This window comes from Variovorax sp. P4_D9 (assembly GCF_056401695.1).
Genome location: NZ_JBFUIU010000012.1, coordinates 1 through 13,111 on the forward strand (window position 1 = coordinate 1; position 13,111 = coordinate 13,111).

The following is a 13,111-nucleotide window of genomic DNA, read 5'->3' on the forward strand; positions in this document are numbered from 1 at the left end:
GAAAGATGGTTTGATTGCTTGGTAACAACCATCCTATCGATCCTGGGTCAGCCACCTCTCTTTGCCATCAAGCACTTACGTCCCGCACTGATGGCCCAACAGCTAAAGTAAGTGCCATTCCCCTAAAGGGGGGCTTGACGCAAATTCTGGTCAACTTCACGCCTTGGGCGCAGCTCGAGGCGTCGGAGGCTTACACGTGGTACGGCCAAGAGCACATCCGCATGGGTGACGCCTTCATCGATGAGTTGGTAAGAACGAGCAACTTCCTTGTCCGCAATCCCTACGGTCATCGTCAGCATCGCGATCCCCGCACCTTGCAGGACCTGATGGGCCTCTAAGGCTCACTCGTAGCGCTGCCCCGCTGCCATCAACTCCGGCGTACCGATCACTTCATTGAGCCCGTCGAAGTCGAGCATCCGATCGCGCCAAGGCAGCGTTGTGCGGTTCGCATGCAGGCTCGCGTAGTAGCCCTGCAGCGTATGCACCACCGCGCGCGCCGTGCCGCCCGGGAAGATCGCGATGCGGAAGCCGTGCGCCTGCAGCGCATCCGCGTCCTGCACCGGCGTCTTGCCGCCCTCGACCATGTTCGCGAGCAGCGGCACGCGGTGCGCGAAGCGCCGGCAGGCCGAATCCATCTGCTCGGGCGAACGCAGCGCCTCGACGAACAGCGCATCGACGCCGATCGCCAGGTAAGCTTCCGCGCGGTCGAGCGCCGCGTCGAGTCCTTCGACCGCGACCGCATCGGTGCGCGCCAGGATCAGCGTATCGGCCGAGGCCCGTGCGTCGAGCGCCGCTTTCAGCTTACCGACCATCTCGCGCTGCGGCACCACGGTCTTGCCGTCGAGATGGCCGCAACGCTTCGGAAAGCCCTGGTCCTCGATCTGGATCATCGCGGCGCCCGCGCGCTCGAAACCGCGCACAGTGCGCTGGGTGTTGAGCGCATTGCCGAAGCCGGTATCGGCATCGACGATTACCGGCAGCGCGACACGCTCGGTGATGCGCGCCAGCGTGTCTTCGACCTCGCTGAAGGTGGTGAGCCCGACGTCGGAGCGCCCGAGCCGCGTGTAGGCGATCGAAGCCCCCGACAGGTACAGCGCCTCAAAGCCGGCCTGCTCGGCCACCAGCGCGCTGAGTGCATCGTAGACTCCCGGCGCCAGCACGATGTCGCTTCGCGCGAGACGCGACTTGAATGATTCATCGACCATTGGATGCCTTCCGTTCATTGACCAGTGCGGCCGCAGTGCGCGCCGCGATGTAGCCGCCGGCCACTGCGCTGAGCAACCCGTTGCCCGACAGATAGCCCCAGACCGCGTCGCCCGACACGCCGCCCGCGGCGCCGCCCGCCGCCAGCAGGTTGGGCAGCGGCGTGCCTTCCTGCCGCAGCACGCGCGCATCTGCGGTGATGTCGAGGCCACCTTGCGTGTGGAACAGCGCGCCCGTGACCTTCACCGCAAAATACGGCGCGGCCAGCGCGCGCCTGAACACACGGCCATCGACGCCCGCTGAGCCGCCGGCTTGCATCGCTTCGAGCGTGGACCGCAAGGTCGCCGCTTCGCAGCCGATGCATGCCGCAAGCTCGTCGATCGTCTCGCAGCGCCTGAGGGCACCGGCGGCTTCGGCCTCGACGAAATCGGGAAAGCCGCGCGCCAGATTCAGCAACGGCGCATCGAACACGTTCCACGCGATGCCGCCCGGCTGCGCCAGCACATGCACGGCCGCTTCGGAATAGCCCTGCGTCTCGTCATGGAAGCGCCGGCCCTCGCGGTTGATCTGCACGCCGCCTTCCATCATCACAGCCCAGGACATCAGCGCGCCCTGCGGCGTGACCCAGGAGCCGTGCCCTTGATAGCCGCCGAGATCGCGCAGCCGCGCGCCGAGGGCCTCGCCCCAGAGGATCGCACTGCCGTCGTTGCCTGTATGTCCACCGAAGGCCGCATCAGACATTTCCGGAAGCAGCGTGCGCACCATCGCCGCATTGCCGCCGAAACCATTGCAGGCCAGCAGCAGCGCATCGCAGGCCAGTGTCTCCTCGCGGCCATCGGGTCGGCGGTAGCCGACGCCGATCGCGCGGTCGGCATCGTCGAGCCACAGCGTGTCGACCAGTGCCTGCGTCAGCACCGGGATGCCCACGGCCTCCACCGCGGACTGCAGGCTGGCCATCAGCGCCGCGCCGGTCTTCTGCGGCAAGGCGTGCATCCGGTGAACGCTGTGGCCCGGATACAGGAAGCCGTCGAGCACGATCCAGTCCAGGCCATGCCTGGCTTGCAGGGCATCGAGCGCCGGCCCGACGGCCTCGGCGTACGCCTGCACCAATGCCGGCGCGGCGCGGCCATGGGCCTTGGCCTGGATATCGGCTGCGAAGCGCGCGGGACTGTCGCCATCGATGCCTTGCGCGCGTTGCGCGCGCGTGCCGGGCGCGGGGATGAAGCCCGAGGACAACGCGGTCGATCCGCTCGGCACGGCATCGCGCTCGAGCACCACGCATTCGATGCCCGCGTCGTGCAGCATCAGCGCCGCGGTGAGTCCGCAGGCGCCGGCGCCGACGATCGCCACGCCGACGTGCATCTCGGCCTCGATCCGCGCGGCACGGCGGATGCGGCGCAGCGGGCCTTCGGCCTGGTTCGTCATGCCAGCAACTGCACGAAGTCCGCGCAGTCCGTCACCTCGGCCACGTTGCGCATGTCGGCCAGCGAAGTCCGGTGCCGCTCTTCGCCGAAAGCCGCGCAGCCGTCGGCCAGCACCAGCGTGCGGTAGTCGCGCATGTGCGCGTCGCGCACCGTGCTGGCCACGCCGCCATTGGTGACGATGCCGCACACGGCCACGGTGTCGATGCCGGCGCGGCGCAGCAACCAGTCGAGCTGGGTGTTGAAGAAGGCCGAATAGGCGACCTTGCAGACCACGACGTCGACCAGTCCGGCCAGTGCGTCGACGTTGGCCTGGCCCCAGCTGCCGGGGGCGAAGTCGCCCTTCTTGAGGTACGGGCGGAGCGCCTTCAGGTGCGGCGAAACCATCGGCTCGCCGGCCGCGTCGGGCCACAGCGTGAACTGGCTCGCGGCGACCATGCCGCCGGCCGCCTTGAGCACCCGTGCGACGGTCGCAACGCGGTCCGGCAGGGCAAGCGCGGGCGGGTTGCTGTCGCCGCCGCGCGCATAGGCGCCCTTCGGATCGAGGAAGTCGTTCTGCAGGTCGATCACCACGAGCGCAGTGGTCGACCCGCGGATCGGTGCCGCGCCGCTCACGACGGCCTCACGAGCAGGTTGCCGTGCGCATCGACCTCGGCATGGAAGCCGGGTTCGAGCCACACGGTGGTGTCGGCCTGTTCGAGGATCGCCGGCCCGTCGACGCGCGCGCCAACCGGCAGGTCGAGCCGCGCAAAGCGCTGCGCCTCGCGCCACTGGCCGTCATGGAACACGCGTTGCGTGCCCAGCGGCGCGATGCTCCCCTCGCCTTCGGGCGCCAGCACCGCGAGGTCGAACTTCGGCCGCACGCCGATGCGCGCATAGCGCAGGTTCATCACGCGGATGCCGATGCCGTCGAGCACGCGGCCGAAGGCGGCGCCGTAGCTGGTTTCGAAGGCCGCGCGGATGACGCTGTGAGTCAGCTGCCCGGCGCTGCCGGCAGGCAGTTCCACCGGCAGCGTGTGGGTCTGTCCCGCATAGAGCATGTCGAGCGCAATGACCTCGCGCACCTCGTCGAAGCGCACGCCCGAGGAATCGAGCCGATGCTGGCAGGACTCGGCGAGTTCGGCGATGCGCTGCCGCAGTTGTGCCACATCGAGCTCGTCGAGCGGACGGTTGAGGGTCTGCACCGCGTCGTGCCGCATGTCGGCGATCACGCAGCCGAGCGCCGAGGTCACGCCGGGGTAGCGCGGCACGATGCCGATGGCGACGCCGACCTCGCGCATCATCGCGCAGACATGCAGCGCACCGCCGCCGCCGAAGGGCATGTAGGCGAAGCGGCGCGGATCATGCCCGCGCTCGATCGACACCAGTCGGATCGCGCCGGCCATGCGTGCGTTGGCGACCGTGAGGATCGCCTCGGCCGCCTGGTACACGTCGAGCCCCAGCGGCTGGGCGACATGCGCGTCGATCGCCTGGAACGACTTGTCGGCATCGAGCGCCGCCAGCAGGCCACCGCCCAGCGGCCGGTCGGCGGCGATGCGGCCGAGCAGCACGTTGGCATCGGTCACGGTCGGGCGCATGTTGCCGCGGCCGTAGCAGGCCGGCCCGGGGATGCTGCCGGCCGACTCGGGGCCGACCTGCAGCATGCCGCTGGCATCGACCGAGGCGATCGAGCCGCCGCCGGCACCGATGGTCTCGATCTGGATCATCGGCGAGCGGATCACCATGCCGAATTCGATCGCGGTCTGCGCCGCCAGCGCGGCCTCGCCGTTGGCGACCAGCGAGACGTCGAAGGACGTACCGCCCATGTCGCCGGTGATCGCGTTCGGGAAGCCCGCCGCCCGCGCGATGGTCGCACAGGCGATCACGCCGGCCGCCGGGCCCGACAGCGCGGTGCGCACCGGCAGGTCGCTCGCGGTCTGGCGCGACATCACGCCGCCGTTGCTCTGCACCACCAGCAACTCGCCGTCGAAGCCCTGCAGACGCAGGTCCGATTCGAGGCGTTCGAGGTAGCTGCCGACCACCGGCTGGAGTGCAGCGTTGAGCGTCGCGGTCGAGCAGCGCTCGAATTCGCGGATCTCGGGCAGCACCTCGCAGGCCGAGGTGACGTACGCGTTCGGCCACAGCGCGCGCACCGCGGCGACCGCCAGCCGTTCGTTCTCGGGGTTGGCATAGGTGTTGATGAAGAACACGCAGACCGCCTCGCAGCCGGCCTCGAGCAGCGCCCGTGTTTCGGCGCGCACCTGGTCGAGATCGACCGGCGTGTGCAGCGTGCCGTCGGCGAGCACGCGCTCGTCGACCTCGCGCCGCAGGTCGCGCGGCACCACCGGCACGAAGCTGCCGCGCAGGCCCCAGGTCTCGGGCCGGTCGCGCCGGCGCATCTCGAGCACGTCGCGGAAGCCGCGCGTGGTGAGGATGCCGGTGCGTGCCACCTTGCGCTCGAGCAGCGCGTTGGTGCCGACCGTGGTGCCGTGCACGATGGTCGCGATGGCCGCTGCCGAATCGGCCACGCGCGCAACGCCGTTCATGAAGCCGCGCGCTTCCTCGCCGCGCGTCGACGGCACCTTGACGATGCGCGCCGTGCCCGCGGCCTCGTCGAGCACGAAGAGGTCGGTGAAGGTGCCGCCGACGTCGACGCCGACGACCAGTCGGCCTGCCGGCTTGATTGTGTTCTCTGCGGTCATCGCGCGGCCTTCTCGTCGGTTGCTTCGCCGTTGTTCACATAACCCATGGCCCGATCTTGGCCACGCTTCTCGCTGCTGCGCTTGTCAGGCGCGCCCCAGCCGCCGCCGCCCGGCGTCTCGAGCCGCACGCGCTCGCCCTGCGCCAGCCGGATGCCATGCATCTTCGACACCATCGGCGGTGTGTGCCAGGCGCCGTCGTTCTCGTAGCTGAAGACGTTGACGGCACCCGGGCCGCCGCCCGCGATGCCCTTCGGCGGCGAGCTGCCGCGTTCGCCGAAGACGAAGACCTCGGCATCCTTCTCGAGCAACTCGATCTCGTAGACGGCGCCGAGCCCGCCGCGGAACTGGCCGTCGCCGCCGGAGCCGGGGCGCAACGACCATTCGGTGAAGCGAACCGGATAGGCGGCCTCGAGGATCTCCAGCGGCGGAATCGTCGCGGTCGAGATCGGCGCGTTGGCATGCGAGAGCCCGTCGCCGCCCGAATGGCCGCCGTGGCCGCCCCCGAAGAAGCTGAACATGACCCAGCGCTGGCCCTTGCGCGGGCCGTCGCTGCGGTGGCCCGCGATCGACAGAGCGTTGATGGTGCCATAGGCCTGCGCCACGGCGCGCGTCGGATCGGCCTGCGCGGTGGCGCTGAAAATCACGTCGATCATGCGCAGGATGGTCTCGGTGTAGCCGCCGACGGGCCGCGGGCGCTCGGCGCTGATCACCAGCTTATCGGGGATCAGGAAGTCGACCGCGTCGAGCACGCCGGCATTCGCCGGCACGTCGGGGAAGACATGCTTGAGCGCCACGTAGCAGGCCGCGATCGCGGTGGCGCGCGAGATGTTCACCGGCCCCGCGCATTGCGGCGAGGTGCGCGAGAAGTCCAGCAGCAGGCGGTCGCCCGCCACCGTCATGTCGAGCGCGATGGTCAGCGGCTCGTTGACGATGCCGTCGTTGTCCAGCACGTCCTCGAAGCTGTAGCGGCCGTCGGGCAGCGAGGCGATGTGCGAGCGCATCAGGCGCAGCGCGCGGCTGCGCAGTTCGCCCATCGCCTGCAGCACCAGCGCATCGCCATATTCGTCGAGCAGGCCGTGCAGCCGCTTCGCGCCGAGCTCGAGCGCGGCGAGCTGGCCGTTGAGGTCGCCCCACAGGCTCTCGGGCAGCCGCGTGTTGGCGCGCAGGATGGCCAGCACGTCGGGGTCGAGCACGCCGTCGCGCACGATGCGCACCGGCGGGATCTGCACCGCCTCCTGCCAGCACTCGGTGGCGGCCGGGTTGTAGTTGCCGGGCACCGCGCCGCCGACGTCGTGCCAATGCGCGGCCGAGGCCATGTAGCAGTACAGCCGGCCGTCGCGGAAGAAGGGCCGCACCAGCTTGAAGTCGTTGGCGTGGGTGCCGCCGTCGTAGGGGTCGTTGCTGATCCAGATGTCGCCGTCCTTCATGCCACCGCGCGGGGCCGCGGCGGCCGCGGTGGCACGCACCGCGAAGGCCATCGCGCCGACAAACACTGGCAGGCCCGACTTGCCCTGCACCAGCGTGTCGCCGCTGGCTGCGTCATAGAGGCCGTGGCAGGCGTCATGGGCCTCGGCGATGATCGGATTGAAGGCGCTGCGGTAGAGCGTCGCGTCCATCTCGTCGGCCACCTGCTCGAGGCGGCCGCGCAGCACGGCCAGCGTGACCGGGTCCATCGAGGGGATCGGTGATTCGTTCATGGTTCGGTTCTTTCTTTGGCGAAGCGCTGCCGGAGCTGCTTCATGAGGCCGCCCGCGCGGACCATGTCCATCAGGAAATCGGGCACGGGTTCGCAGGTCAAGGTCCGCCCGCCGGGGGCGGTCAGCGAGGGGCGAGCCACGTCCAGCACGATGCGTTCGCCGTCCTTCAGCGTTTCGGCTTGCTCGCAGGTCAGCAGCAGCAGGCCGAGGTTGAATGCGTTGCGGAAATAGAGCCCGCCGTACGACGGCGCGATCACCGCGGCCACGCCGAGCTGCACCAGCACGGCCGCGGCCTGCTCGCGCGAGGAACCGATGCCGAAGTTGGGCCCGGCCACAATCACGTCGCCGGCGCGCACCTCGCGGGCGAACTCGGGCCGCACGGCTTCGAGGCAATGCCGGGCGATGATGTCGATGYCGTGCTTCATCGCGTGGCCGGGTGCCAGTGCGTCGGTATCGATGTCGGCGCCGAGACGCCAGACCCGGTGTGTCGCCGCGCCACTCATTGCAGCACCTCGCGCGGGTCGGTCACGCAGCCGCGCAGCGCGGCCGCCGCGACCGTGTAGGGCGAGCCCAGGTAGACCTGCGCCGTCGGCGAGCCCATCCGGCCCTTGAAGTTGCGCGCGGTGGTCGAGATCACGGTGATGTCGTCGCCCATCGGGTCGCCATAGCCCGAGCAGGCGCCGCAGGCGGTCGGGAACAGCTCGGCGCCGGCGTCGAGCAGCGCCTGCAGCACGCCTTCGTCGCGGGCCCGCTCCTGGTCCTGCAAACTGGCCGGCGCGACGATGAGGCGCACGCCAATCGCCACCTTGTGGCCGCGCAGCACCTCGGCGGCGGCGCGCAGGTCGTCGAGCTTGGCGCCGGTGCAGGCGCCGATGTAGGCGACGTCGATGGCCGTGCCGAGATACCGGCTCACGCCGTGCGCGTTGGCCGGGCTGTGCGGCGCCGCGACGTAGGGTTCGAGCTGCGAGGCATCGAAGCGATGGCGCGTGAGACCGGCGCCCTCGTCGGTGAACCACGGTGCCGTGTCGATCGCCGGCGCACCGGCTTCGGCCAGGAAGGCGGAGGTGGTCGCATCGGGCGCGATCAGCCCGGCTTGCGCGCCGAGTTCCGCGCTCATGTTCGACAGCGTCATGCGCTCCTGCATCGACAGCGCCTGCACCGCCGGCCCGCAAAACTCCACCGCCTGGTAGCGCCCGCCATTCATGCCGAAGCGCGCCAGCATGTGCAGCATCATGTCCTTGGCCGTGACACCCGCGGGCAGCCGGCCGTCCCACCACATCTGGATCGTCTCGGGCACGCGCAGCCAGATCTCGCCGCTGACCACCACGCCGAGCATCTCGGTGCTGCCGATGCCGAACATGTAGGCCCCGAAGGCGCCACCGGTCGGCGAATGCGAATCGCCGCCGACGCACAGCATGCCGGGCCGGATGTGGCCGTGCTGCGGCACCACCACGTGGCAGATGCCCTGGCTGTCGTAGACATGCGGCAGCTGCTGGTCGCGCGCCCAGTCGCGCGCGATGCGCACGATGCGGCGCGAGTCGTCGTCGCGCTCGGGCACGTAGTGGTCCATCACCAGCACGATGCGCGATCGGTCCCAGATCCGGGCGCCGAGTTCTTCGAGCATCGGCTGCAGCCGGCGCGGACCCGAGGAGTCGTGGAACATCGCCAGGTCGACCTTGCAGGTCACGATCTCGCCGACCGCGACGGCCTCGCGGCCGCAAGCGCGGGCGATCAGCTTCTGCGCCAGCGTCTGCGGTGCGGCATGGCGGGGGGTCGTCGGCGCGTTCATTCCGGCCTCGCCCCCGAATACTTGACCACCTGGGCCCAGCGCTTGATCTCGCTCTGGACGAAGGGGGCGAACTGCTCCGGCGTGTTGCCGACCGGGATCACACCCTCGCTGTCGAAGCGCTTGCGCATCGCCGGCTCGCCGATGGTCTGGCGCGCGGCGTCGGCGATGCGGCGCGTGACCTCGGGCGGCATGTGCGCCGGCCCGAACAGTCCGAACCAGGCGCTCGATTCGTAGCCTGGCAAGGTCTCGGCAATGGCCGGCAGGTCGGGAAACTCCGGCAGCCGCCTGGCCGAGGTCACGCCGAGCGCCTTGAGCTTGCCGGCCTTGATGTGCTGCTGCACGTTGCCGACCGCCGCGAACATCAGCTGCACCTGGCCCGCGAGCACGTCCTGCACCGCCGGCGCGGTGCCGCGGTACGGGATGTTGACGATGTACACGCCAGACTGCATCTTGAAGGCCTCGCCCGCCATGTGCAGCGAGGAGCCCAGCGCACCGATCGCGAAGTTGAGCTGGCCCGGCTTGGCCTTGGCCAGTGCGATCAGTTCGCGCACGTTGTTGGCCGGTACCGACGGATGAGCGACCAGGATCGACGGCGAGGTCGCGACACAGGTCAGCGCCGTGAAGTCCTTCACCGGATCGAAGGGCAAGGTCGGATAGAGCGTCGCGTTGATCGCATGGCTGGTGAAGCTCATCAGCAGCGTGTTGCCGTCGGGCGCGGCCTTGGCGACCGCATCGGCGGCGATGTTGCCGCCGGCGCCGGGCCGGTTCTCGACGATCACCGTGCGGCCCAGCACCGGGCCCATGCCGGCTGCCAGCGTGCGGGCGATGGTGTCGGTCGAGCCGCCAGCCGGCGCACCGACCAGGATGCGCACCGGCGCGTTGCCGACCTGGGCCTGGGCGGCACCGGCCAGCGTGGTGATGGATGCGATGAGGATGTCTCTGCGTTTCATGGGTGTCTCCTTGTCATGTTCGTCCTTGGCCTCGCACGGGTCAAAGACCGAGGTAGGCGCGGCGCAGTTCGTCGCTGCCGAGCAATTCTTCCGGCGCGCCCGAGAAGCGCACGCTGCCGTTCTCCAGCACGTAGGCGCGATCGGCGATCTCGAGCGACTGGCCAACGTTCTGCTCGACCAGCAGCACCGCGAGGCCGCCGTCGCGCAGTTGCCGGATCAGCGTGAACATCTCCTCGACCAGAAGCGGCGACAGGCCCAGCGAAGGCTCGTCGAGGATCAGCAGCACCGGCTCGGCCATGAGACCGCGGCCGATGGCCAGCATCTGCTGCTCGCCGCCGCTCATGGTGCCGGCGTGCTGCCGGATGCGCTCGCGCAGCCGCGGGAAGATGCCGAACACCTTTTCCAGATTCGCGGCCCGACGCTCGCGGGCCCGCGTGAAGGAGCCGAGTTCGAGGTTCTCGAGCACGCTTAGGTTCGGAAACACCTTGCGGCCTTCGGGCACCTGGATCAGGCCGGCCTTGACGACCTCGCGGTAGTGGGCGCCGCTCAGGTCCCTGCCGTCGAAGCGCACGCTGCCGCCCCAGGCCGGGCAGAGGCCGCAGACCATCTTGTTCAAGGTCGACTTGCCGGCGCCGTTGCTGCCGAGCAGCGCGACCATCTCTCCGGCGTTGACCTGCAAGTCGACGCCGCGCAGCACCTCGACGCGGCCGTAGCCGCCGCGCAGGCCCTGGATTTCCAGCAACGCAGTCATGCAGCGACTCCTTTCGCCGCAGCCGCCTTGCGCAGCCGCGCCGCGGTGCCGTGGCCCAGGTACGCCTCGACCACCTTGTCGTTCGATGTCACCTGCGCCGGACTTCCCTCAGCGATCAGCTGGCCCTGGGCCAGCACCCAGACGTGTTCGGCCAGGTTCATCACGGCCTGCATCACGTGCTCGATCATCAGCACCGTGACGCCGCCGTCGGCGATGCCGCGCACCACCGGCATCATCTCGGCGATCTCCTGCGGGTTGAGGCCGGCGAGCACTTCGTCGAGCAGCAGCAGGCGCGGCTGGGTGGCGAGCGCGCGCGCCAGTTCGAGCCGCTTGCGGCCGGCGACCGTGAGGTCCGAGGCCGGCTTGTCGAGTTGCGCCGCCAGGCCCACGCGCTGCGCCACCTCGTCGGCGCGCCGCAGCGCCGCGCCACGGCCGCGCTCGTGCAGGTGGACGCCGACCGCGATGTTCTCGCGCACGGTCTGGGCCGCGAAGGGCTTGACGATCTGGAAGGTGCGCGTCATGCCGAGCAAGGCGTTGCGATGCGGCTCGCGGCCCGTGATGTCCTGGCCCGCGAAGCGCACCGTGCCGGCATCGGGCTTCAGGAAGCCCGACATCAGCGCGAACAGCGTGGTCTTGCCGGCGCCGTTGGGGCCGATCAACGCCGTCAGGCTGCCTTCGGCCACCGACAGGCTCACGTCCTGCACCGCCTTCAGGCCACCGAAGGAGCGCGAGATGCCATTGAGGACCAGCAGCGCCTCAGCCACGATGGCCTCCCTTCGCCTGCGCCCACAGTCGTCGCACCGACAGCCCCATGCCCGCGATGCCGCGCGGCAGGAAGATCACGATCAGCACCAGCACCGTGCCGTAGATCACCATGTTGATGCCGGGCAGTTCGCCGAACAGGTTGCGTGTCAGGTCGGCCAGCACGTGCAGCACCACCGCCCCCAGCACCGGCCCCCACAGCGTGCCGACACCGCCGACGATGGCCGCGACCAGCGCCTCGACCGAGGTCCCCGGGCCATAGGCGATGCCCGGATCGATGTACTGGAAAACCTGCACATAGAAGGCGCCGGCCGCGCCCATGAAGGCGGCCGAGATGCCGATCGCGCCGAGCTTGACGCGGAACGGATTCACGCCCACGGCGCGCGCCGCATCCTCGTTGTCGCGCACCGCCTGCAGCCAGGCGCCGAAGCGGCCGTTGCGCAGCCACCAGCTGACCAGCAGCGCGGCCGTGACGAAGGCCAGCACCACCCACAGGTAGCCGGCGCGCGAGGCGAACTGCAGGTTCGACGGCGCCTCGCGCAAGGGCAGCATCAGCCCGACGCCACCCCCTGTGAACGGAACCGACAGCGCGACGATGCGGAAGACCTCGGCGAAGGCCAGCGTGACCAGGGCGAAGTACGAGCCCTTGAGGCCGTAGCGGAAGCTCAACGCGCCGATGAACAGGCCTACGACCGCGGCACCGACGACCGCCAGCCCGAGCGCGACCCAGGCATTGATGCCGCCCTGCAGCTGCGCGATCGCCTGGACATAGGCACCGGTGCCGAAGAACAGCGCGTGGCCGAAAGAGAACTGGCCGCCAAAGCCACCGAGGATGTTCCAGGCCTGTGCGATCAGGGTCGCATAGAGCGCCATCATCACGAAGTTKAGGGTCGCACCCGAAGAACTGACGAGCGGCACGCAAGCCACCAGAAAGGTGAACAGCGCGATGCCGCCCAGTTGACGCGGACCGCTCATGCTTTCGCTCCAAACATGCCTTGCGGCCGAAACAACACGACCCCAATGAAGATCGCGAAGATGCCGATCTGCCCCAGCGACTCGCCGAGATAGAGGCCACCGAGCGACTCCACCACACCGACCAGGAAGCCGCCGATCAGCGCACCGACGAAGCTGCCCATGCCGCCCAGCACCACGATCGTGAAGGCCACCAGCACGAAGCCGCCGCCGACCTGCGGATTGACGTAGTAGGCCGGCAGCAGGAAGCAGGCGGCCGCGCCAAGGCAGGCCAGGCCGATGCCGAAGCTCATCGCATAGACATGGTCGACGTCGATGCCCATGAGCTTGGCGCCCTCCTTCTCCTTCGCGACCGCGCGAATCGCGCGGCCCAGGTCGGTTCGGCCCATGATCCAGAACAGCAGCGCCGACACCACCAGCGCACCGGCGAAGGCCACCAGCTTGGGCACCGCGATCATCGCGGGACCGATGGCGACCGTGCTGAGCGCGTAGGCGGTGTCAATGTTGCGCGTGTCCGACTTGAAGAACAGCAGCGCCAGATTCTCCATCACGATCGCGATGCCGAGCGTGACCAGCAGGATGTTCTCGTCCTTGCCGTGTCCTGCGCGGTTGATCACGATGCGCTGCAGGCCGTAGCCGAGCGCGAACATGCCGGGGATCACGATCGGCAGCGCCAGGTAGGGGTCGATGCCCCAGCGCTCCTTGAGGAAGTAGACCGCATAGAGAGCCAGCATCAGCGAGGCGCCGTGCGCGAAGTTGATGATGTGCAGCACGCCGTAGATCAGCGTCAGTCCGAGCGCGATCAGGGCATAGACCGCGCCGGTCGTCAGGCCGTTCAGGACCGATGAGAAGAGGATGCTGGGGTCGAACATGATGCGGTGTCGG

The 13,111-nt window shown here is 69.3% G+C and carries 13 protein-coding genes; 1 reads left to right on the forward strand and 12 read right to left on the reverse strand.

Annotated features, from left to right (window positions below; genetic code table 11):
* The first annotated feature begins 134 nt into the window (after positions 1 to 134).
* Positions 135 to 338 (forward strand): hypothetical protein, encoded by a 204-nt coding sequence (locus AC1DY5_RS02595; RefSeq protein ID WP_478108142.1) that lies wholly within the window; start codon positions 135 to 137, stop codon positions 336 to 338.
* Positions 339 to 341: 3 nt separating this feature from the next.
* Here the strand turns inward: AC1DY5_RS02595 and AC1DY5_RS02600 are convergent, their stop codons facing one another.
* The 12 genes from AC1DY5_RS02600 to AC1DY5_RS02655 are packed head-to-tail and all read right to left on the reverse strand — an operon-like array spanning position 342 to position 13,098.
* Positions 342 to 1,205, reverse strand: a complete 864-nt coding sequence (locus AC1DY5_RS02600) for an isocitrate lyase/PEP mutase family protein (RefSeq protein ID WP_478108144.1) — start codon at positions 1,203 to 1,205, stop codon at positions 342 to 344.
* Complete coding sequence (locus AC1DY5_RS02605; RefSeq protein WP_478108148.1) at positions 1,195 to 2,628, reverse strand: FAD-dependent oxidoreductase; 1,434 nt, start codon at positions 2,626 to 2,628, stop codon at positions 1,195 to 1,197. Before AC1DY5_RS02605 ends, AC1DY5_RS02600 begins: the two co-directional genes overlap by 11 nt.
* Positions 2,625 to 3,239, reverse strand: a complete 615-nt coding sequence (locus AC1DY5_RS02610) for a cysteine hydrolase family protein (protein ID WP_478108150.1) — start codon at positions 3,237 to 3,239, stop codon at positions 2,625 to 2,627. Before AC1DY5_RS02610 ends, AC1DY5_RS02605 begins: the two co-directional genes overlap by 4 nt.
* Positions 3,236 to 5,305 (reverse strand): hydantoinase/oxoprolinase family protein, encoded by a 2,070-nt coding sequence (locus tag AC1DY5_RS02615; RefSeq protein ID WP_478108152.1) that lies wholly within the window; start codon positions 5,303 to 5,305, stop codon positions 3,236 to 3,238. Before AC1DY5_RS02615 ends, AC1DY5_RS02610 begins: the two co-directional genes overlap by 4 nt.
* Positions 5,302 to 7,002, reverse strand: a complete 1,701-nt coding sequence (locus AC1DY5_RS02620) for a hydantoinase B/oxoprolinase family protein (RefSeq protein WP_478108154.1) — start codon at positions 7,000 to 7,002, stop codon at positions 5,302 to 5,304. Before AC1DY5_RS02620 ends, AC1DY5_RS02615 begins: the two co-directional genes overlap by 4 nt.
* Positions 6,999 to 7,505, reverse strand: a complete 507-nt coding sequence (locus AC1DY5_RS02625; protein WP_478108156.1) for a LeuD/DmdB family oxidoreductase small subunit — start codon at positions 7,503 to 7,505, stop codon at positions 6,999 to 7,001. Before AC1DY5_RS02625 ends, AC1DY5_RS02620 begins: the two co-directional genes overlap by 4 nt.
* Positions 7,502 to 8,791 (reverse strand): 3-isopropylmalate dehydratase large subunit, encoded by a 1,290-nt coding sequence (locus AC1DY5_RS02630; protein ID WP_478108158.1) that lies wholly within the window; start codon positions 8,789 to 8,791, stop codon positions 7,502 to 7,504. The genes AC1DY5_RS02625 and AC1DY5_RS02630 overlap by 4 nt, the downstream gene beginning before the upstream one ends.
* Entirely contained in the window at positions 8,788 to 9,741 is a 954-nt protein-coding gene (locus AC1DY5_RS02635) for a tripartite tricarboxylate transporter substrate binding protein (protein WP_478108160.1), read from the reverse strand. Before AC1DY5_RS02635 ends, AC1DY5_RS02630 begins: the two co-directional genes overlap by 4 nt.
* A 40-nt stretch (positions 9,742 to 9,781) precedes the next feature.
* Positions 9,782 to 10,492, reverse strand: coding sequence for an ABC transporter ATP-binding protein (locus tag AC1DY5_RS02640; RefSeq protein ID WP_478108162.1), 711 nt, complete (start codon positions 10,490 to 10,492; stop codon positions 9,782 to 9,784).
* Complete coding sequence (locus AC1DY5_RS02645; RefSeq protein ID WP_478108164.1) at positions 10,489 to 11,256, reverse strand: ABC transporter ATP-binding protein; 768 nt, start codon at positions 11,254 to 11,256, stop codon at positions 10,489 to 10,491. The genes AC1DY5_RS02640 and AC1DY5_RS02645 overlap by 4 nt, the downstream gene beginning before the upstream one ends.
* Positions 11,249 to 12,229, reverse strand: a complete 981-nt coding sequence (locus AC1DY5_RS02650) for a branched-chain amino acid ABC transporter permease (RefSeq protein WP_478108166.1) — start codon at positions 12,227 to 12,229, stop codon at positions 11,249 to 11,251. The genes AC1DY5_RS02645 and AC1DY5_RS02650 overlap by 8 nt, the downstream gene beginning before the upstream one ends.
* Positions 12,226 to 13,098 carry a branched-chain amino acid ABC transporter permease gene (locus AC1DY5_RS02655; protein ID WP_478108168.1) on the reverse strand — a complete coding sequence of 291 codons (873 nt, stop codon included), beginning with the start codon at positions 13,096 to 13,098 and terminating at the stop codon, positions 12,226 to 12,228. The genes AC1DY5_RS02650 and AC1DY5_RS02655 overlap by 4 nt, the downstream gene beginning before the upstream one ends.
* Positions 13,099 to 13,111: the final 13 nt, after the last annotated feature.